Annotated in this window: 23 protein-coding genes and 3 tRNA genes; 1 reads left to right on the forward strand and 25 read right to left on the reverse strand. The window is 61.2% G+C overall.

Features of this window, described 5'->3' with window-relative positions; genetic code table 11:
- Window position 1 precedes the first annotated feature (1 nt).
- From C7402_RS43765 to C7402_RS43835, 15 genes are all read right to left on the reverse strand, one after another.
- Window positions 2–154 carry a transcription elongation factor GreA gene (locus C7402_RS43765; protein WP_244315093.1) on the reverse strand — a complete coding sequence of 51 codons (153 nt, stop codon included), beginning with the start codon at window positions 152–154 and terminating at the stop codon, window positions 2–4.
- A 29-nt stretch (window positions 155–183) separates the two neighbouring features.
- Window positions 184–624 carry a hypothetical protein gene (locus C7402_RS43770; RefSeq protein WP_116614965.1) on the reverse strand — a complete coding sequence of 147 codons (441 nt, stop codon included), beginning with the start codon at window positions 622–624 and terminating at the stop codon, window positions 184–186.
- Window positions 624–1,055, reverse strand: a complete 432-nt coding sequence (locus C7402_RS43775; RefSeq protein WP_116614966.1) for a phage tail fiber protein — start codon at window positions 1,053–1,055, stop codon at window positions 624–626. The genes C7402_RS43770 and C7402_RS43775 overlap by 1 nt, the downstream gene beginning before the upstream one ends.
- Complete coding sequence (locus tag C7402_RS43780; RefSeq protein ID WP_116614967.1) at window positions 1,055–2,560, reverse strand: DUF3383 domain-containing protein; 1,506 nt, start codon at window positions 2,558–2,560, stop codon at window positions 1,055–1,057. Before C7402_RS43780 ends, C7402_RS43775 begins: the two co-directional genes overlap by 1 nt.
- Before the next feature lie 89 nt (window positions 2,561–2,649).
- Window positions 2,650–3,372 carry a phage neck terminator protein gene (locus C7402_RS43785; RefSeq protein ID WP_116614968.1) on the reverse strand — a complete coding sequence of 241 codons (723 nt, stop codon included), beginning with the start codon at window positions 3,370–3,372 and terminating at the stop codon, window positions 2,650–2,652.
- Window positions 3,373–3,756, reverse strand: a complete 384-nt coding sequence (locus C7402_RS43790; RefSeq protein WP_116614969.1) for a hypothetical protein — start codon at window positions 3,754–3,756, stop codon at window positions 3,373–3,375.
- A gap of 1 nt (window position 3,757) precedes the next feature.
- Window positions 3,758–4,390 carry a hypothetical protein gene (locus C7402_RS43795; protein ID WP_116614970.1) on the reverse strand — a complete coding sequence of 211 codons (633 nt, stop codon included), beginning with the start codon at window positions 4,388–4,390 and terminating at the stop codon, window positions 3,758–3,760.
- An 8-nt stretch (window positions 4,391–4,398) separates the two neighbouring features.
- Window positions 4,399–4,977: a hypothetical protein gene (locus C7402_RS43800; RefSeq protein WP_116614971.1), complete on the reverse strand. Its 579-nt coding sequence runs from the start codon at window positions 4,975–4,977 to the stop codon at window positions 4,399–4,401.
- Window positions 4,977–5,441 carry a DUF4054 domain-containing protein gene (locus tag C7402_RS43805; RefSeq protein WP_116614972.1) on the reverse strand — a complete coding sequence of 155 codons (465 nt, stop codon included), beginning with the start codon at window positions 5,439–5,441 and terminating at the stop codon, window positions 4,977–4,979. The genes C7402_RS43800 and C7402_RS43805 overlap by 1 nt, the downstream gene beginning before the upstream one ends.
- Window positions 5,438–5,923: a hypothetical protein gene (locus C7402_RS43810; protein WP_116614973.1), complete on the reverse strand. Its 486-nt coding sequence runs from the start codon at window positions 5,921–5,923 to the stop codon at window positions 5,438–5,440. The genes C7402_RS43805 and C7402_RS43810 overlap by 4 nt, the downstream gene beginning before the upstream one ends.
- Before the next feature lie 102 nt (window positions 5,924–6,025).
- The gene (locus C7402_RS43815) at window positions 6,026–7,129 is read right to left on the reverse strand and encodes a hypothetical protein (RefSeq protein ID WP_208949097.1); all 1,104 of its coding nucleotides are present in this window, start codon (window positions 7,127–7,129) and stop codon (window positions 6,026–6,028) included.
- 66 nt (window positions 7,130–7,195) lie between these two features.
- Window positions 7,196–8,110, reverse strand: coding sequence for a gp53 minor capsid family protein (locus C7402_RS43820; protein ID WP_116614974.1), 915 nt, complete (start codon window positions 8,108–8,110; stop codon window positions 7,196–7,198).
- Window positions 8,111–8,149: 39 nt separating this feature from the next.
- Window positions 8,150–10,144: a DUF2213 domain-containing protein gene (locus C7402_RS43825; protein ID WP_116614975.1), complete on the reverse strand. Its 1,995-nt coding sequence runs from the start codon at window positions 10,142–10,144 to the stop codon at window positions 8,150–8,152.
- Window position 10,145: 1 nt separating this feature from the next.
- Window positions 10,146–10,445 (reverse strand): hypothetical protein, encoded by a 300-nt coding sequence (locus tag C7402_RS43830; protein WP_116614976.1) that lies wholly within the window; start codon window positions 10,443–10,445, stop codon window positions 10,146–10,148.
- Between the two features lies 1 nt (window position 10,446).
- Window positions 10,447–11,301, reverse strand: a complete 855-nt coding sequence (locus tag C7402_RS43835) for a phage head morphogenesis protein (RefSeq protein ID WP_208949098.1) — start codon at window positions 11,299–11,301, stop codon at window positions 10,447–10,449.
- On the opposite strand from C7402_RS43835, the gene C7402_RS43840 reads away from it, so the two are divergent.
- A complete protein-coding gene (locus C7402_RS43840) occupies window positions 11,300–11,548 on the forward strand; it encodes a hypothetical protein (RefSeq protein WP_116614977.1) in 249 nt (82 codons plus the stop codon). The two genes, C7402_RS43835 and C7402_RS43840, sit on opposite strands and share 2 nt — an antisense overlap.
- On the opposite strand, the gene C7402_RS43845 is transcribed toward C7402_RS43840, so the two are convergent.
- The 10 genes from C7402_RS43845 to C7402_RS43880 all read right to left on the reverse strand — a co-directional run bounded on the left by C7402_RS43845 (window position 11,545) and on the right by C7402_RS43880 (window position 18,391).
- The gene (locus C7402_RS43845; RefSeq protein WP_116614978.1) at window positions 11,545–13,137 is read right to left on the reverse strand and encodes a DUF1073 domain-containing protein; all 1,593 of its coding nucleotides are present in this window, start codon (window positions 13,135–13,137) and stop codon (window positions 11,545–11,547) included. The genes C7402_RS43840 and C7402_RS43845 overlap by 4 nt on opposite strands.
- A complete protein-coding gene (gene terL / locus C7402_RS43850; protein WP_116615014.1) occupies window positions 13,134–14,717 on the reverse strand; it encodes a phage terminase large subunit in 1,584 nt (527 codons plus the stop codon). Before terL ends, C7402_RS43845 begins: the two co-directional genes overlap by 4 nt.
- Window positions 14,656–15,168, reverse strand: a complete 513-nt coding sequence (locus C7402_RS43855) for a DUF2280 domain-containing protein (RefSeq protein WP_116614979.1) — start codon at window positions 15,166–15,168, stop codon at window positions 14,656–14,658. The genes terL and C7402_RS43855 overlap by 62 nt, the downstream gene beginning before the upstream one ends.
- A gap of 29 nt (window positions 15,169–15,197) precedes the next feature.
- Window positions 15,198–15,857, reverse strand: coding sequence for a putative metallopeptidase (locus tag C7402_RS43860; protein WP_116614980.1), 660 nt, complete (start codon window positions 15,855–15,857; stop codon window positions 15,198–15,200).
- 305 nt (window positions 15,858–16,162) lie between these two features.
- A tRNA-Ser gene (locus C7402_RS43865) sits at window positions 16,163–16,252 on the reverse strand.
- A 6-nt stretch (window positions 16,253–16,258) separates the two neighbouring features.
- A tRNA-Ser gene (locus C7402_RS47275) sits at window positions 16,259–16,348 on the reverse strand.
- Window positions 16,349–16,356: 8 nt separating this feature from the next.
- Window positions 16,357–16,440, reverse strand: a tRNA-Tyr gene (locus C7402_RS47280).
- Window positions 16,441–16,505: 65 nt separating this feature from the next.
- Window positions 16,506–16,883 carry a hypothetical protein gene (locus tag C7402_RS43870; protein ID WP_116614981.1) on the reverse strand — a complete coding sequence of 126 codons (378 nt, stop codon included), beginning with the start codon at window positions 16,881–16,883 and terminating at the stop codon, window positions 16,506–16,508.
- Between the two features lie 529 nt (window positions 16,884–17,412).
- Window positions 17,413–17,601, reverse strand: a complete 189-nt coding sequence (locus tag C7402_RS43875; RefSeq protein ID WP_116614982.1) for a hypothetical protein — start codon at window positions 17,599–17,601, stop codon at window positions 17,413–17,415.
- 199 nt (window positions 17,602–17,800) lie between these two features.
- A complete protein-coding gene (locus C7402_RS43880; protein WP_116614983.1) occupies window positions 17,801–18,391 on the reverse strand; it encodes a DNA-binding protein in 591 nt (196 codons plus the stop codon).

Genomic DNA, 18,391 nt, shown 5'->3' on the forward strand with positions numbered 1-18,391 from the left:
ATTATTCCTTTCGTTCACTCATGATGCGATCGTTGTGCCCGTCGACAACAATGATCTCCAGCAGGTCGTAGAGATCTTCTGCGCCGTAGACGGTCTGCAGTTCGTGTGGCGTCGCGTACTTCTTCGAAACGACGAGACCGATCGACCGCGGCACGTTGGGGTAGTCGATCAGATCGTCGTCGCTTACTCCGCCGCCGCGTCTTTTGATCGGGCGGCGCTCAGAAAAAAATCCAGATGCAGATCGAGCACGGCCTTCTTGAGTTGCAGCCGCGTCGAAACTTCCTCGATGTCGTCCTCGATCATCGGCCCGATGCCGCCATAACCTCGCTTGACGAGCGGTTGCTTCGGATCCGGGACGATCGCGATGCAATCCATCATCTCGTCGAAGAGCGGCCTGGCGAGTTCGTAAGGGACTTTCGACAGCGATTTGACGCCAATCGCCGCAATGCCAGCAAGACCAGCGGAGAGCAGATCCTCGGGCACTTCGACACCGCAGTTCATCATGACGAAGAGCGCGCGCGTCGCCCATGCTTCGCTCTGCGAGGCCGGGAGCTCGGTAATGTGAAACATCTTGCCCTTGTCCCGGCCTTCCGTCGTGATGACGATGGTTTTCTCTTTGCGCATTACGTCGGAGCTCCGAGGGTGACCTGCCAGTGGATCTCGAACTTCCGCGGCGCCAGGGTCTTTTTGGCGCCAGCCATCGGCGTGTAGTTCTTCAGTACACCCTTGTTGAGCGTGTAGAGCCGGCTGACCGACGGCTGACGCACGGTACCGAACATGAAGAAGGGCGTTTGCGCTGCTTCCTCCGCGGCGTAGATCGTCTCGAAGAAGGTGTTGCTCGCGCTATCGGCCTGGAGCGTGACGCTCATCACCTTGATCTGCGGGATGTAGCCAGCGGACAGATTGCCGTCCGCACCCATCACCACTTCCTTGGTGTCGATGGCGCCCATTTCGTACATGTCGTCGGCCGAGAACCCTGCCAATTGCTGCGGCACGGTGAACAGGTTCGTCACGCCGAGCATGAGGACGCTGTTTGCAGAAGTGATGTCGGACATTATTGGACCTCGACGCTGCTAACGTTGATGGATTGCACCGAGCCGCCTTGCGTGTACCAGAGCGTGATCGGCGGCGACGCGCGATTGCCGCGCGTTTGGGCAGTCGCGGGCTGAATCTGGAGGTAGTAGCCTTGTGACTGCAGCGTGCTGGCTATCGCGATCCCCGCGGCGTTGTTGACCTCGGCAATCTGTGCTGCCGACAGCGTGACCCCCGTATCGATCAGGCCAAAGTTGAGAGCCGCGTTGATCGGATCGAGCATTGCGGCCCGGATCAGTTCGTAGCCTGCGACCGTGTACGGGATCGACTTGACGCTCGTCAGCAACACCATCAGCGCAAGTTGCAGCGCTGCGTTTAGCCAGATCTGGCCGACGTACGCGTCCACCCATTCGAACGGGCCCGAGATCGATCCGTTCTCCAGAAACTGGAAAGCCTGGTTGGCGGTTGCGTACGCGCCGTAGAAGTTGTAGCCATTCGCAAGCAGATTGGCTCGCACGGTCGCGTTCGTGACCGTCGGAACGATCCCGGATTGCGATTTGAAGTCCAACGTCGCGAAGCCGTTCGTCTCGTCGAAGTCGATCGACGCGACGGCGCCCGAGGAGAACGCAGCGAGTCCGTACGGGATGCTCGGCACCCAGAGGGGCGACGTGCCCGAGATTCCGGCCGCGATGATCTTCTGGCCGAGCGACGAGGCAGCGTTGGTCGACTGCGTCGGGGTGATGTCCGTGTCCTCGCAGAAGTACGCGAACTCATCGTTCGTCGTGCCGGCCCATGCCGCGAACGCATACTTGAGCGCGTTGCCGCTGCCCGCGTCCGGATCGAAGTCCGAGAAGAACGTCGCCCAGTTCGTCGTCTGCGCGACGATTGCAGCCATATAGGCTGCGGGAGCCGCTGCGACTGCAGAGCCCTGCGAAAGCGTGGCGCCCGTCGCGGCCGTCAGAAGCAGACCGGCGGCGAGCGTGCCAGTCGCGTAGGTGATCGTTGCAGTCGCGCCAGTCGCCGTGCTCGTGAACACGAAGGCGCCCGAGACGCTGTCGTATGTGACGGCGAAAGGTGGCGACGTGAAGCCGGCCTGGATGATCGTAGCCGCATTCGAGAAGCTGGTCGCCGCCGAGAGATTGATGCTCGACGAAGTGAGCGGGGTGCCTGCGAAGGTGATCGTCAGCGTTCCGCTGAGTGCCTGGAGCTGCGTCAGAGTGAGGCCCGAAATATTGCCGCCGCGCAGATAGCCAGATACCGCCGAAAGGTTGTACTGCGAAAACAGCATCGCGCCCGGCAGGACGTTCGAGCCCGTGAAGCCATTGAAATAGATCGTGGCTTGCGCAGCCTGCACCGACGTCGGTCCGAAGAACGACGATACAGCTGCCGCTGACGGGAACGAGAGAACCTGACCGGTCGGAACGCGTTGGCTGCTGGTCAGGCACAGGCCAATCAGATCAAGAGCGCTCCCGCCGGCCGAAAGGACTGAAGGAACGACCTGTACGATTGCACTGGCGGGAATGGTCATTTTGACTCCGCAAATGAAAAAGCCGCCATGAAGGCGGCCCGGAAACGAAAAACCCGGCGCGCGGCCGGGTTAAATGGGATGGTGGTTAGCTACTCAGTGGGATAGCTGGCGTCTACGTCTATCAATGCGGCATTGAGCTGCGCGGCGTACTGCTGCGGCACGCTGACGATCGGGTTTGTCTGCATCACGACTTCCACCACCCAGCGCTCCTCGATTTGCTGGTTCTCGTTGAGGAAGGGCATCTGTCTCGCCTCGTCCGCATAGAGTGGTGCGACATCGAAGCCAGAGGATGAGAACGAATCCACCGCATATTCGTCACGGAATGCTGTGGTGATGATCGCTGCGTTATCACCTGAACCAGGCCCGTGCACGTCCAGCTGCACAGTGACCTTCGTCGCCTGGAGCATGTTCTTGCTGCCGGCCGCCATGGTCTCGCTCGCGACAGTCTGTGCAGGACTGACCGTGTAGGACCCGATGCCGCCCGTTCCGGTGCCGGTCGCGGTGATGGTGGTGGCCGCCGCTATACCGGCGCCAAACAACGTCGCTCCGACTGCAACCGTGCCGATATTCATCGCCGTCACGGTAAGCGTCGCCCCCGAGATTGAGCCTGTGAATGCGCAATCCTGCGAACTGTCGACGTTTGTCGCGAGGCGATCTCGCAGAATCGGCGTCATCGTGATGAAGTCAGGCCCGACCGGCTCCGGCACCCGGTTGTCCAGGCCGCGCACGATCTCCATCCCTGCGGGCATGATCGCGAGCAGGAATGACCTGAGAGCTGTGAGCGTTTGCGCTTCGGTAAGGGAGAGAGCCATTTAGCTGCCGTTCTGCAAAGTGACGCAAAACTTGCTCCACTGCGAAGTTGAACTCCAGTCCTCGAACTGGAAGACGAGCAGCCACACAGAGCCATCAGGCAGCGTGACCAGATCGCCGCCTTCCTGCTGGGATCGAACCACCGCATCCCATTCGCCGTTGGCATACATCGCGCGACGTTTGCCGCCGATATTCAGCCCATCAATCTGCACGAGATCGCGGTACTGAAGTGGCTGCATCTGAACCTGCATGGGAATCGCGTCGCCATATGCCGGAGCACGCGATCCGTCGCCGTTCGTCGTATAGCCCTGTGACGGCTGGATTGATGCCGTGATCCACGGATTCACAGCCGCCACAATAGGACCGGCGATGTTGTGCAGATTCATGTCAGTTGTTGAACGCTACGTCGAACAGCTGGCCGAGCACGTCATTGGCTGCACCGGTCGTCGTGCTGGCGCCCGTCACAGTGATGTTGATCACATTGGACTCGTTCGCCGTGAGAAGCACGGGTGCGGCGGTGCCGAGATGCGTGGTTCCGGAGATCGCCTGCTGATTGGTGGCGATCTGGGTATTCGAGCCAGCCGCACCATATTTGGATACTTGAGCGCTGATCGACCAGCCACCGCCGTTGGTCGTCTGAACGCCAGAGTCAGCCATCAGCGTGCCGCCGGCAACAGCCGATCCGACGGTTTGCGTGGTGGTGCCCCACCACAACTTGAAGCGCTTGTTGTTCGCGGTCGAACCGAGCGTCCCGGCTGCGACCACTGTCACTTGACGCCCAGCAACATCCAATGCGCTGGCCGGGAGGGCATACGTGAACAGCACGGTGTCGGTCGTGGCGGCGGCATTGCCTTGACCAGCGGCGACCACTTGAACGCTGGCGTTGCCGCCAGTGCGCACGAAGCCGGGCGTCGTCGCCGATCCGCCCTGCACCGCCTGCGAGGAAAGTTGATTGCCGGCAGTGTCGAACTGCATCGTCACGTCGCCAACCTGCGAACTGAAAACAGAGAGCTTTGTCATGGATATTCCTATTCGTTCACTTCAAAGTCGGCGCTGTTCAGCATGTGCGAACTGTCGACGAGGGGATCGTTGAAACCTTTCTTGCGAACCGTTGATTTCGCGTTTTCGGGCTCGGAGAACTCCCGGATGGAATCCTGTAGCTGATCGCGAACCATTGAGCCGAGACGCCCAAGCGCGACGGCTGAGTCGTAATCGGCTGCCTTGATGATCGTTCCGAGAGCCGGTCCCCACTCGCCCTTGTTCTGCTGGACCATGCCGCGGAAATAGGGGCGTGCCGGGATGGTGACGGTGTATGACTCGACGTGATGCACCGTCTGGAAGTTCGCTTCCGATTCCTTCACAAACCGGCCATTTTTCGCGAACTCGCCATTGCTCTTGACCTTGCGGTTCACGGTGACGTCATGCTCGGGAACGGTAACCGTGCCGCCGTATTCGTTGATCGCGGCCACCTGTGCGACCGGCATGCCGTTCGGATAGGTCGCTCCCTCGAGGAAGCCAACGCGCACGGTCTTGGCCTTGGCTGCTTCCTCGGCGATCTCGCGGAGCTTCGCTTCAAGCTTGTCGCCGCCCGAGATCGTGATGCCCATCAATATCTCCGTCGAAACAGATTGAATGGGTTGGAAACCGGCACGGGCCCGCGCGTGTAGAGCATCGTGCGGTATTTCATCGTAGCGGCCCAGAATGCCGCGCCGTACTTGGTCTGCTGGTACCACTGCACCGTGCCGGGTGGGTAGTCGTTCTGGGACTGAACCGATACGCTGCCTTCCGATGCTCCGGATATCCGTCCGACCAACGGAGACGACGGCTGGCCATTCAGCGGTGCGTTCAGCGCAGCGATATGCGCCGTCATCATGTTCAGGAGCAGTTCGCGTTCGCCGCCCGGGCTGGTATCCCGGATGAGGCTGGTCGGCGTGTTGTCGCAATACAGCTGCGCTTCATTGAAGTACAACTGTGCGAGCGCCTCATAGATCGACGTCGCCAGCTCTGGATAGCGCGCGCTCCAGTCGCCCCATGAGAACGTGACAACACCACCCGTGCACGGCGTGCTCATGATGGCCGACGCATGTCAGTGGACTCCTGCAATCCGCGAGGCAGGTTGCTCGGGTCCAGGCGTTCCATGTTCGACCTGATTTCGGCCTGATCGGCCGCCTTCGAGGTGACGCTGGCCGCTTCCGTATGCGCGAAGATCATCTTGTTCTTCACGTAGTCGGCGTTCTCGTTCTGCTCAAGCCATTCATCCCAGAATGCCTTCGGGATGCCATGCGTAATCGCATAGCCACCGACGATCTGCTGGTGCGGGCCTTTGTTTTGCGGCCATGAATTGCCCTGGATCATGAACGTGGGCGCACCGACCCGCTCGCGAAACTGCTTGAACGTGCGGAAGCCGCCGCCGAGAACCGGCTCGTTCTGCTCAACGAGATCGTAGAGCTTCAAGGTGATATCGAACGGCGACTTGCTCGCCACCGTCACGGTCGCGTTCGAGGGGACGTCGTTGTTCTTCTTGAGGCTGAGAGTGCTTTCTTGCGTTGCCATGTGACCGCCTATAAAGGTGACCGGTGAAAAAGGACCGCGCGCCGGGCCGGTACGGTCAGGCCGGCCGGGAGTGCGACTCCTGGCGCGCGGGGTACTGCTCGGTTAGAAACCGATCATTTGCGCCATTGCGAACGGCTGGCGCAGGATGAAGCCCGACGAGCCCTGGCTCATCTTCTGCTTCCACGAGCTTTCGGCAGGCACGACCTTGCCGGCGCGGAGCTTCATGTTGAAGCTGCAGTAGCCAGAGTCCTGGCCGCCTGCGTCCGGGCAGTAGAGCTGCATCATTTCGCCGAGCGCATTGCCTTGCGGGTTCTGCGCCGTGAGCGCGCCGTACTGGACAGCGCTCTTGATTTCCATGCCCGGGAAGTTCTTCTTCAGCAGATCCGCCACGTTCACGTTGAACGAGTTGGTTGCAGTGAGCGCGCCTTCGCGCGCCGGCGAGAGCGCCAGCGTGAACTTCGACTTCAGGTTGATACGGCCGGACGACTGGTTGATGAGCTGAATCACCAGCGATTGGATGTCGGCGAAGATCTCGTTCGCCGTGGCAGCCACGATGGTGCCGTTCATCCATGCAGTGCCACCCCATGCCTTGGGCGCCGGAGTCAGCGCCGCGTAGAGCGACGGATCGTTGAGCGCGCCATAGTTCTGGAGGCCGGCCACGCCACGGAAATACGTCAGGTTCTGGAACTTGTTCAGACCGTCGATCGCAGCTTCCTTCTGCTCAGCAACGAAGCCGATCTTCGCGAGGCCGGCGCGCTCGATTTCCAGGTCGCCGTATTCGCAGATCGTCTGATACAGGTACGGCTGACGTTCCGGAAAGTTCGTGTTGATGCCGGCACGTCCGTTGTTGTTGTAGTCACCATACGAGCTGACTTCGTACGTGCGTTCGACCACCGGGAAGATCAGCGTGGTGCTGGTCCACTCGCCTTTCTGCTTCTCGCCGAAGATCTCGGCCGCCTCGTTCGGCGCGGTCAGGACGCGCAGAATGTCCGGGTCCGTGTAGAACGTGAGGTAGGCCGGGATGCCGGAGTTCGGCACCGTGACGAGGGCGGGCTGGGCGTCCATCGCCATTTCGATGTTCTGCTTCCATTCCGGGCGGCAGAAGGCCTGCGCTTCTGGAAAGTCGATCCCCCACACGCGGCGGTGAAAATCCATCGCCGCGCGCTGTTCCTGGGGCGACATGTCATATGCCAGTTTTTTGGCCATGGTGAATTCCTTGTGCAATAAAAAAGCCGCCCGAAGGCGGCTTGTTGCAAGAGAGTGTCAGCGGGATCAGTACGGCACGACGGGCCACGTGGTGATCTTCACGAGCTCACCCGGGGCGCCCACCGAAGCTGCATTCCAGTTCGGCATCTGGACGCCAGCGGCGACCGTGATCGTTTCGGAGGCAACCGTCTGGCCGATGCCCACAACGTACGTGCCCGTACCGCCGGTGCCCGTCCCGAGGGCGATGATCGAGTTGCCCGTGGTGACACCGCTGCCCGAGATCCCATCGCCGACCGCGAGCGTGCCGGATGCGACAGCCGTCACCGTCATCAGGCCATACGAGCCCGTGATGGTCGTGCTCGCAACCGTCTGCGCGGCGCTCAGTTGATACGTGCCGACGCCGCCGGCCGTACCGGTGAGCTGCGAGAGGATCTGCGTGCCGGACGTGACGCCCGTGCCACTGATCGTTTCGCCGACATTCAGCTGGCCGGTGGTGACTGCGGTGACCGTCAGGGTGGTGCCCGAGATCGAGCCGGTCACAACGTCCTGCGCGATCGAACCGGTGACGCTCGCACCCGTCCAGTTCGAGCCGAACTGAACCTGGCCGGTCGAGTTGTTCACGTATGCGGCCTGACCCTTCGCCGAGGTCGACGAGCCGTCGTTGCGCGCCCAGAAGCCGCCTGCATTGAACAGCGTGATGGGGAAACCGGGCGACATGGTGAGCGTGTCGTCGGCGAGATAGGCGGTGATGATCGCTTGCTGGTCGCGGTGGACGAAGCCATCCGGCAGGCCGGAGCCGTAGTTGTTCACCGAGCGGCCATCGGCCGGGTTGACCCAGGCGAAGAAGCCGACGCTCACGCCGTTCGGACCGGCCACGAGCGCGCCCTGGCCAGCATTGACCGTGGCGCGCGGGTTGGAATCGCAGAAGTCACCGAGAACTGCCGGTGCCGCCTGCACATTGACTTGACGGGGGAATCCCATGAAATGCTCCTGAATGTGAGAAGAGGCTTGCCGGCTGCCTTACTTGTTGATGCGATCGGAGCCCGGGAACGCATCGAGCACGGCGTCCGACTGCATCGATGCGCTGTCCTGCGCGAAGCGCGGCTTGGGCTGCTCACCCGGCTTCGGCTGGGCCATCAGGATCGCGCGATAGGCGCTCGGGTGAACATCCTTGACGTCGACCTTGAGAATCTCGAGGGCTGCCTTGTAGACGCCTTCGGCGCTGTCCTGCGCGACGAGCTTGCCGACGTACGGCTTGACTTCTTCTTCGGCGGCTTGAATGCCGCGGAAGCGCGCGATCGTCGACTGCTCGGCATCCTTGCGAGCGCCCTTGACCGCCGCAGCGATCGCGGCGTCCATCGCCGACTTCGAGATCGGAGCGGGCTCGTTGCCCTTGCCGCCGGGATTGGCGTTCGCGGCGCCAGCAGTCTGATCCGGATTGTCCTGCGCAACGGCGGCCACGCCGCCCGTCGCATCGGGATTGTCCGTGGCTTGACCTGCGGTCGCTGCCGGAGCCGCCGTCAGCTTCGCCTTGATCGCGTCGAGGTCTTCGTCGCTGATCTTGCCGCGCAGCATGCCGAGGATTTCCTCGCACTTCGGATCGACCGTGTCCTGGCCGATATCGTCGTTGTCCGGGTTCTCGCCATCGAGCTTGTCGAGCAGCTCGACAACATCGGCGAGATCCGCATCCTTCGCGAGCAGCGGGCGGATGGCCGAAACGATGTTGGGCTTCTTCTCCAGCCAGTTCTTGCGCTTCACGCCGGCCAGGATCGTATCGAGATCAAGCGCCGCGTCTGCCGCCAACTTCGGCGTCAGGACAGCCAGCAGCGCACCTTTTGCCATGACGGCTTTCTTGCTGAGCTTGCTCACAGGTTTTGCTCCATGTGGTTGATTTGAGGAATCTCCGACCATTACATCCGGCCCGGCTCTTCCTCGGGGAACCAAGGCCACATGATTGAATTTGATATTGCGCATGACGCCGTCGTAGGCGACACCTTCGTAGGTGCCCGGCGTCATGTCGGCGTCGTAGTAATACGCGCTCGAGAGTTCCTGCTCGGAGCCATCCTCGATCTTGTTGATCGAGTCCTGCACCGAAATAACCATCGAGTTGTCAACGTACGGCGCATTGAAAACTGCGTCCGTGCCCGTGTACCCAACGACGTTCTTTTGCTTCGGATCGATCGGGCTTACCGGAACGTGCTCATTGAGCACGGGAATCAGATTGGCCGTCGCGATGCCTTTCTGCAGTTCCTCTGGATCCCGAAGCAGCATGTAGATGCGGTTCGGTTCGAGGCCAAGCGTTTCAGCGTCGGGGATCTCGCTGCCCTTGTATGGGCACACGTTCGCCTTGCTGATATGGGTCAGCTTGACGTGCAGACGCCCGTCGTGGTCGTAGCTGCGAACGCTGCCTTTATCGAAGGCGAGGCGATCGCGCGCCGCGAGGGCGCTTTCCATTGCCTTGTCCATCGCCATGTCATTGGCCGTCGTCACGCCACGCAAGGCGTTGACCACTTGACGGACGCCCGGGTGCAGCGGCTCGGGAGGATTGTCGAGCTTGGCCCACACGTATTTCGTGTGCTCGGACTTGTCGATTTTCGGCGTGAAGCTGCGCGTGATGTTCATGCGGTACGTCAGGAAGTCGACGGTACCGCCGCTGTCGTCCTCACTGGACGTGTCCGCGATCGGATCGAGTTCGCCGTAGGGAAGGGCGCCGATCTCCTCGAACGTCTCGCGTTTCGCCGTCATCTCGGGCGTTTCATCGTCGTCCGCTTTGCCGCCGGGAAGATCCCATTCGTTCGGATGGTTGGCATCCGGCGAGCGCAGCAGGAACAGGCATTCACCTTGCGGCGTGATGAGTGCGATGCCAGCGCCCTTGATGTTCTCGTCCTTGGCCGTGGATTTACCGGCTTTGCTGTAGGCGATCGCTTCCGCCTGCTTTCGCGGATGACCGGCCTTCACGAGCTCAGCGATGTTCCGGCTGATGACGTCCTGGCTCGAACCACTCTCAAGCGGCATATCAGCTACCCACAGCGATGTTCAGATTTCCCACGCCGGCGAGAGATATGCCGGCGATCCAGGTGTTCGCGCCGAGCGTCAACGCAACGGGAGGGGCAGGGAATGGTGGGACGGCGATCGACGTAGTTGTCGATGCCGCGACAGTGTTCGACGTGCCCAACTGAACAAACGCGAGATGTTCGCCGGGATTCGTCACCAGCGCTGCCGTAGGCGAGCCGGTCGACGGCAACTGCACATTGGCCGAGGTCGTGCCAATGGCCAGATTGATTGTGGCCGTTGGCGCGAAGGATGCGATGGTCATTTCAGTCTTCCATGCCAGGAATGATGGATTGCGCGGTGCACCGGCAGTTGGGTAACTGTCCCGGCCAGATGTACTCGCCGTCGATCAGGCAGCCCTTTGCAATGTCGTAGACCTTCCCCTTGCCGCCATCCGACTGGCTTGCCTCGACATGCGATTTGCGCGGCTGCTTGCCACCGTGCGAGTGGCACCAGCGCGCCTGCGTGATGCCGAGCTCCTGCTGCCGGGCGCGATTGATGACGGACGTCATCTTGTTCGCCTGATCGCGCGCGATGAACGAAGCGCGCCGGCTCGTCAACTGGTACCGGTGCGTCAGCTCCTGCGTGAGCGTCGCCAGATCGCGGCCGTCCTGCATCGAACGCATCACGAGGCCTTCGACCTCGGTCAGGTGCTGGGAAGCGATCGACTTGATGAGTCCAACGTTCTCGCCGATGGCTGCTTGCATCGCATTGTTGACGTCGTACGTCGTACGAAACTCGACCGTGAATCCGGCCTTTTTCAGGATGTCCTTCAACTGGACGTCCGTCGCGCCGGCCGCGCGGTCGACAAAGTACTTCGCCAAATCCTCGGCGCCCTTGTCGAAGGCCTTCAGCCAGCGCCGTGACATGCGGTGCATCGCACGACGCATTGCGTTGGCCGGGCTGCCGTCGCGGAATGCCTCCCAGCCAGCGTCCTGCGCGAGGCTTGGTGGTGGGTTGGCCCGGTACTGGGCCTGGACAAAGTACAGGAGGGACCTGTGCATCATCTCGACCCAGCGCTGGAGCTGCTTGTTATAGGCCGCCTCGACGCCCGCATTGGCTCTGACCGGCCGGAGTAGAATGTCCCTTCCGGTCGGCGAAACAAGTCTGGGAGCAGCCATGAAGCAGGATGTCGAAGTGGATTACGTCGGCTACGACCACGAGGAGCCGCAGCGTGTGGTCGTCTACGTTGGCGAAGACGATGAACTGTCGGCACGGTTCAACCTGTCCGACCTGCTTGACACCGAACTGGACATGTTCGGGTTGAAGACCGGCCTGATCGACAGCGCCGGCAAGCCGCGGTTCGACGCTATGCGCCTCGAGCTCGCGGAGATGATCCGGCGCATCGACGCGATCAGGTACGGCTAGGCCGTCATCCCTTCTTCCTCTTCCTCGCCGGTCGGCTCCTGCATCCCGCTCAGCTTCTCGGCATGTCGAAGCGGCCCCGTCTCAGGCTCCGGAACTTCTGGTAACGGTGCGTTCACGTCGAGACCGTGGTAGGGCGAATCCTCCTCGCCAGCCAGCCGTGTGCGCGATTCGTCCGGCATGATCACGCCGGCACCAATCGCGGTCGCGTCGGTTTCCATGTTGGTCTTGCGGATCGTCGCGCGCTGCTCTTCGCTCATCGTGCGCATCGGCACCCATTCGAAACCGATCTCAGGATCGACCTCTCCGAAAAGGGACAACTGGGCGACGTTCAGCACTTTCGAAACGAAGGGCGTGTAGATTTCCTGATTCGCGGAAAGGGTGTCCTGAAACACCTCGATCTCGCCATCCGACGTCGCGTTCAGGCCGCTCGGCGTGATACCTGTCAAGTAGACAAGGGGCAAGCCCGAAGGCGAGCACATCTGTTCCTGACTTTGCGCCTGCAACTTGTCCAAGCCGCCCAGCGGGGCCGATACGTTGGTGAACTCTTCGCCGGTCGAGCTATCCACGGCATTGATCCCGTGGTTATCGCGCCCGAGGTTGAACAGCTGCATCCGGTAGAAGAATTCCTCCGCGCCGCCCTTGGCCAGCAGCTTCGTCAAGTCAGTCTTCAGCGTCCAGACCGTGAAAGCGTGGATCAGGTCCGAGACGGATTGCCGCGTGCGCAGCCAGTTGTCAGCATACGGCTTGATCATCTGCGACAGCGAGAGGCCTGCGAACGCGTATGCAGGCTTCAGGATATCGGGCACCTTGCGCGAGACGATCGTCATCAGGCGCGAAGAGTGAATCTCGTTGCCCATGACGAACCAGCTCGTCGGCTTATAGAAAGTCGGATCGAGCGGATTGTCCGCGTTGTACCGGTTCGGATAGCTCCAGATCGGTTCAACGACCGTCAGGCGTTTGAGCGAATTGAGACCGATCTTTGCGGACGACTCGGTCAGCTCGGTTTTGAGCTCGGCCGTGTCGATCTGGTCGGACTCAGCGCCCATGTCGAGGAAGATCTGGGCGCGGCCGAACAACCCATCCTTCTCGATCGCTTCGCGAAATACTGCCTGCACGTTCAGCCGGCGAAACTCGGCTTCAAGGCGTTTGACCTTTTCGACCTTCTTCTCTTCGCCGATCGCCTTGATCTTGATCCACTTGCGGGTCATCTCCCGCGCGTAGACCTCTGCAGGGCGCCGGAACTCAGGGATCTGCGCCCACTCAGCGAGGATCGTGAAGCCAGGGAACGCATAGCCCTCATCGAAGGCGGCGTTGATATTACCCAGCGCATCGAACGCATTGTTCTCGCTGAAGCCCGCATCCATGGCGAGCTTCGCGCCGGTCGTACCAGCGGGAAGGACACCCTTGGGCGGCTCATACGCGCGGAAGTGCTCGGGGGTGAGAGGCTTCTTCTTCGTCTCAGGCTTGGCGCGAAGAGCCAGCACATGGTCGAGCGTCACGCGAAGCGATTCCGCAGCCTGCGCCGGCGTCCGAATGGTCGGCTGTTGACGCGCCGCCATCTGTGCCTTTTTGCGTTGCCTACGGTTCATCGAGTGCGTCCCATGCGGGCGAGTGTCTTTAGATCGTCAGCGGTCACGACCAGCGGCCGCGCGCCCATCAACATGTCGGAGATTGCGTCGACCATCGGATCGATCTGGTCGTCGTGTGCGTGTGTGTCGTCAGCAGTGAACGAATCGCACTCGGCGATGAAGTCATTCACGAAGGGAGCATCTGCGGGGATGCAGACGTTTCCGACGTCGATATGGCTAACCACATCCATGACGCGCGTCAGCTTGTCCTTCGTGCGCTCGATACCCTCAATCGGAATGCCGCCGTCTTCCGACAGATCCTGAATGAGGCCGGTGCCGCTCGCCTTGTCTTCGACGAGCATCTTTCGCAGTACTGGCGCATCCGGGTTGCCTGCACCGATTGCCTTGTGCTTGCTCCAGAAGTCTTTCGCACGCCGCTTCAACTCCGGCGCAGGCCATTTGCCGCGGATCAGGTCGATCAGATAGACGCGGTTGTCGACACCGAGCCCCCAGCACTCGAACACACTGTAATCATTGCGCTCTGCTGTTTTCTGCGCCGTGTCAGCGTAGATCTTCCGATACTGCAGGTTCGGGAGCGCGCCATAGCGCACGAACTTGCCGCTCTGGATAATGCCGCCGCCAAGCGGGGCAGGCCGCTGCATGTATTGGCCGCTGAAGACGAAGCGATCTGCCTTCTCCGACGCCAGCAGGTCCTTCAGCGGCTCCTTGTATGGCCAGTAGCTGAACCGGCCATCTTCGTCGCGCTCCGAGCTATCCACCATCGGGCGGATGTGTTCGGGCAACTGTTCGACGTACTCATCGGTAATCAGCGCGGGAATCTCGATGAATTCCCATTCGCCAGGCACCTTGCCAGCCTTGATGAAGCCCGTCGGGTCTTCCTCGGCCAGCCGCTGCATGATCACGATGATCGGCGTGTCCGGATTGGCCTTCCGGCTCTTTACCGTCGAGATCAGGCGGCGATTCGCCTTGTCGCGGTTCGCCTTGCTGTATGCGTCCTCGACCTTTAGCGGGTCATCAATCAGGATGGCGCCCTGCCACCCTTCCGTCATGTGGCCGGCACGGAAGCCTGTGATCTGGCCGCCGAGCGATGTCGCGTAGACGCCACCGGCCTTGTGGCCTTCGTGCAGGACGTTCCAGCGCTTCTTCGAGTCCGCGTCGTCGGCGATCTCTCGCGTCCAGAGCTCCTGGTACTGCTCGCAGCGCACAACCTCACGTGCCGTGTCGGAATTCAGAAGGGCGAGGTCATCTGAATACGAGATGTGCAGGAATCTGGCGCGCGCATTCAACGCGAGCCCGCGGGCGATCAGATTGATCACCACCTCTTCGGTCTTGGAGGAGCCGGGAGAGACGTTGATGACAACGTTCTTCAGCTCGCCGCGGATCACGCGCTCGACCGTATCCGCGATCAGCACATGGTGCCAGTTGACGCGGAAGTCCAGCCCGTTGCGGACCTTGAAGAAGTACTTCGTGAACTCAAGGTGATCGGCTTCGAGCCGCTCGCGCAGGCGCCGGCGCTTCTCAGCCCGGATTTGCTCCAGGCTCGCGCTTAGCGGCGATGCGCTCAAGGACATCGAGTTCATCATCGGTCAAATCGCTCAGATCGACCGGTCCGGCCGCAGTCTTGATGGGGCCGCCATCCTTGCCGGTGTGCTCCAGCTTCTGTTTGTTCGTGAACGCACCACCGGCTTCTTTCGCAGCCTGCTCGAGCAACTGCGCCATCAACGGCAGGTTGCCGCGATCTTCGGCCAGCATCGCAGCGCGATCGAGCTTGCGGAGACGAACCGCGCGGTGGGCAATCCCGATTCGCGACGTGTCGGTGAGAAAGTTCGCGCGGGTCGACTCAAAGATCGCCCGATATTTCTTCCCGAGCCGCTCTCCAGAACGCTTGGTCGGGTCGTATGCCTCGCATTGCTGCGGCGTCACCACGAGCCCGAATTCCGCAAGGATGTCTTTCGACACCTGAGACGGCGTATCGAAGCAGGCAAGCGCCTGCGTGATGCGGGTTTTCACGGTATCGGACAGAACAGCCATTTTTTGAAACCTTTCCAGGCACTATCCAACTAGGCAGCGCGCAACAGGCAAGTGCCGCATGCGTGCGCAATCGACACATGCCCGAGTTCAGCCGGGCGGCTCGCAGCAGCAACGAGCTTGGCCGTATCGCCAGCAGCTGCTCCCACGCCATAGCGCCGCACGATGCCGACGAACTCTTCGACGTCGTGGCCGCGAATGCCAAGCTTCGGGAGCCCGTCTTTCGTGAAAGCAGGCTCGCCGAACTCATGCCGCTGGCCCACGTGGTAGAGCTCATGCTCCACCAGTGCGCACCATTCGAGGTCGCTGCATTCAAGCGCGTAGCGCGCGTCGAGCGTGATCAGGAACTTCGGCACGCGGCCGAACCATTCGTAGAACTGCTGTTCCTGCCGGGCTTTCTGCCAGCCGCCGGCGCGGATCGCAACCTCTTCGCACTGGCCAACGACGCGGCGCATGTGCTTCGAGTTCTCGACGGCCGCCCACAGATAGGCGATGTCGGCGAAGAACAGGTGCTTGTGCTCCTCGTTGAACAGCGGGGCACCTACGGATAGAAACGACTCCTGTACCCACTCTGAAATGCCATCAGCAGGCGCGATCGGACGAAACAATCGCGATTCTCCGAAAAGCGTTTCCGGAGGCAACGGGCGCTTTGTCGCAAGAGTCACCGCGTTTTCGGGTTTCTTCTTGCGCATTCATTTCTCTCAGGGGCGCGGCGACTGAGGAGAATTCACTCTCTCAAGCTGCACAGCTTCACCGTGCCAATGTTCGTAGGCGGCACGCAGGGAAAAGCTCAGATACAGATGACTCTTTCCCGGACGATGGGGCGGGGCCGTAAGACGCCACCATTTGCCATCAAAGCGAGCGCGGGGCTTGTCCTCGGTTCTCACAGTCGATGCCATCACGCTTACCTGGAATATGTGCCGCCAACTGCGGCGGCAGCACCCGGCATTGCACCGAGACGCGGGAAGTGCAGCGACGACGCGCCGCGGTGGGACACTGGCGGAAGGTGTGCGGATCGAACGCACGCGGCGCGTGAGCACCGGCTACGGCTTAGCAAGCCGACCCATTGCCTCTCTGGCAACCTTCCAGGGTCTGGCGGAAGCGGGGTAGAGTCGAACTCCCAAGGCCTTGCGGCTCGCACGGTTTTCAAGACCGGTCCCGTCGCCAATCGGGTAGCGCTTCCAAACAAACTGGTGGATCGCCTAGGTATCGAACCTAGCCAGCCGAAGCAACTGCTTTACAGGCAGCCCCGCGTCCTTAGCGGAATACCGATCCAGAAAACAAAGTGCCCGGCTCGAGGCCGGGCGAATCCACAACTCTCATCGTGGAGGAGACACGGTTCAGGCCGCGAGCGGCCGCAGGTATTCGACGCTCATGACGTCGGCAATACCGGAATCTGAGTAGTGCGGATCGTGAACGAGCGCGCCGTTGCTGTAGATGACGGCGTGGAGCACACCGCGCGCGGAGCGGCCGCACGCCAGATAGAACTCGGGCAATTCGCCTACCGGATGCCCATTCGCGCGCACGCGCTCCAGCTTGTGAGCCTTTGCGAGCCACTCGTCGATGCGTGCGTACCATTCGCCGCGGCCGAACATGTCCTCGAACGGTGGAACCATCCAGAGCGGCAGGTCGAGCAGAGAGGCATAGCAGGCGGCGAGACAGTTCCCGTTGTGGATGCCGTCGGGCGAGTAGAGCTTCGTTTGCTTGACGGGTGTCATTCTCGATCCCTGGTATAACCTTCACCGAAGCGCGCAACCCGTTGGTTCGCACGGAACCCGCTCAGCCAGCCACGCCGGCAGTCTCGCGCTTGGGTGAAGGAGAGTGGACTAGAATCCAGTGACTAACGAAGAAGTAGCCTTGAACGCATTCACCTTTCGGAGAGGCGTCACCGTGGCACACCGTATCGTTGCAAATCCTGTCGCTTTTCTTACACATGGCATTTCGCCAGTGCTTATGGTCGTGTTGGTGTTCGCGCTTGGGTATGCATTGGTAGGCATTCCCGCCCACTTTGCGCGCGGTCCAGATTCGCGAGACATCTTGGGCACCATCGCAGGCCTCTTCGTCGCGCTTGCCTATCTGACACTTCTCTTCAGCGTCTAGGCGGATCCATCGTCATGCACGAGAGCTCGGATCTACATCCCCCACAGCGCTAGAGCCATACTGTCGAACCACCGCGACCATAGCCAGTGGGCACGCGCCCACTCGTTGAACCAGAGGGCGGCTAGGTGGTTGGGGTTCATGGCATGCCTATTGGCGCGTGGCGAATAGCGCCTCGGCGCCCTCAGCAGGTGTCAGACCAGCTTCGAAGTAACCAGCGAGGGATTCGCGCATCGCGCGGCTCGGGCGCCACGGCGGCGTGATATAGCCTGCAGCGAGCACCTCATCGAAGACGGCGAGCGACCACTCTTCGAGCTTGACGCAGTCGATGTCGCCCACGGTCAGTCCTGTCGCAGGATTTCGCGCAGTGCGATCACGCCGAGTACCACCACGCAGACAATGATGCCAATCACGATATGAGGGATCGGCATGGCAATACTCCAATGCAAAAAGCCCGCGCCGGTGAGGGCTGCGGGCTTTAGAGGCAACTTCGACGTGTATCGAATTCCATAGATTATTGTGGGTGTTTACCACAGTGTCAAGCATTTTCTGCTGACTTTAGGATTCCCAGGCCATCAAGGCGTCGCTCAATCGCTGCCCACGCCAATTCACTCACGCCGGCATCGCCAGTTTTCTTGTTGCCTTCGAGCCAACGACGCACCGCCGTGCTGTGGTTGCTCACCGTGTTCTCGTGCGCGTCGTATTCCTTGGCGATATCGCTCAGGCTGCACTTCACGCCAAAGACACGCTCGATAATTGCGCGGCGCACCCGGTAGTGCGAGAAGCCAGAACACTGGGCGGCGGACGCGGCCGTCAGCCACGAAATCGCGCTCACCCATTCGACGTTGGGTACCTTCCCTGCGCAGCAAGCCGAGCCGCAAGAGCAGGGCACGTCGTGCGGCGCCGCGCGCGCGACGAGCACCGAGAGATGCAGCTCGGACAACTCCCACATCTCGCGGCGAATAAGGCCGGCCTGGCCGGCGCCAGTCAGCCCGATCAATCCCATCCCGGAGCCTCCCGACGGGCCGCGCATCTGCTTGGCCATCAGACTCTCGCCGTATTGCTGCGACGAGAAGGAAAGCGCGAACCGCACTGCATCAAAGGCCGATTTGAATTCGATCTCGTTCAT

It is taken from the genome of Paraburkholderia unamae, assembly GCF_003096875.1.
Classification (GTDB): domain Bacteria; phylum Pseudomonadota; class Gammaproteobacteria; order Burkholderiales; family Burkholderiaceae; genus Paraburkholderia; species Paraburkholderia unamae.

Bases quoted from the DNA above. Each gene is read 5' to 3' on its own strand.
- C7402_RS43820 (WP_116614974.1), bottom strand. From the start codon at position 8,110: ATGGGATTCCCCCGTCAAGTCAATGTGCAGGCGGCACCGGCAGTTCTC.
- C7402_RS43815 (WP_208949097.1), bottom strand. From the start codon at position 7,129: ATGGCCAAAAAACTGGCATATGACATGTCGCCCCAGGAACAGCGCGCG.
- C7402_RS43845 (WP_116614978.1), bottom strand. From the start codon at position 13,137: ATGAACCGTAGGCAACGCAAAAAGGCACAGATGGCGGCGCGTCAACAG.
- C7402_RS43860 (WP_116614980.1), bottom strand. From the start codon at position 15,857: ATGCGCAAGAAGAAACCCGAAAACGCGGTGACTCTTGCGACAAAGCGC.
- C7402_RS43880 (WP_116614983.1), bottom strand. From the start codon at position 18,391: ATGAACGAGATCGAATTCAAATCGGCCTTTGATGCAGTGCGGTTCGCG.
- C7402_RS43870 (WP_116614981.1), bottom strand. From the start codon at position 16,883: ATGACACCCGTCAAGCAAACGAAGCTCTACTCGCCCGACGGCATCCAC.
- C7402_RS43770 (WP_116614965.1), bottom strand. From the start codon at position 624: ATGCGCAAAGAGAAAACCATCGTCATCACGACGGAAGGCCGGGACAAG.
- terL (WP_116615014.1), bottom strand. From the start codon at position 14,717: ATGAACTCGATGTCCTTGAGCGCATCGCCGCTAAGCGCGAGCCTGGAG.
- C7402_RS43855 (WP_116614979.1), bottom strand. From the start codon at position 15,168: ATGGCTGTTCTGTCCGATACCGTGAAAACCCGCATCACGCAGGCGCTT.
- C7402_RS43775 (WP_116614966.1), bottom strand. From the start codon at position 1,055: ATGTCCGACATCACTTCTGCAAACAGCGTCCTCATGCTCGGCGTGACG.
- C7402_RS43790 (WP_116614969.1), bottom strand. From the start codon at position 3,756: ATGAATCTGCACAACATCGCCGGTCCTATTGTGGCGGCTGTGAATCCG.
- C7402_RS43785 (WP_116614968.1), bottom strand. From the start codon at position 3,372: ATGGCTCTCTCCCTTACCGAAGCGCAAACGCTCACAGCTCTCAGGTCA.
- C7402_RS43805 (WP_116614972.1), bottom strand. From the start codon at position 5,441: ATGAGCACGCCGTGCACGGGTGGTGTTGTCACGTTCTCATGGGGCGAC.
- C7402_RS43835 (WP_208949098.1), bottom strand. From the start codon at position 11,301: ATGGCTGCTCCCAGACTTGTTTCGCCGACCGGAAGGGACATTCTACTC.
- C7402_RS43840 (WP_116614977.1), top strand. From the start codon at position 11,300: ATGAAGCAGGATGTCGAAGTGGATTACGTCGGCTACGACCACGAGGAG.
- C7402_RS43795 (WP_116614970.1), bottom strand. From the start codon at position 4,390: ATGACAAAGCTCTCTGTTTTCAGTTCGCAGGTTGGCGACGTGACGATG.
- C7402_RS43780 (WP_116614967.1), bottom strand. From the start codon at position 2,560: ATGACCATTCCCGCCAGTGCAATCGTACAGGTCGTTCCTTCAGTCCTT.
- C7402_RS43810 (WP_116614973.1), bottom strand. From the start codon at position 5,923: ATGGCAACGCAAGAAAGCACTCTCAGCCTCAAGAAGAACAACGACGTC.
- C7402_RS43825 (WP_116614975.1), bottom strand. From the start codon at position 10,144: ATGCCGCTTGAGAGTGGTTCGAGCCAGGACGTCATCAGCCGGAACATC.
- C7402_RS43830 (WP_116614976.1), bottom strand. From the start codon at position 10,445: ATGACCATCGCATCCTTCGCGCCAACGGCCACAATCAATCTGGCCATT.
- C7402_RS43800 (WP_116614971.1), bottom strand. From the start codon at position 4,977: ATGGGCATCACGATCTCGGGCGGCGACAAGCTTGAAGCGAAGCTCCGC.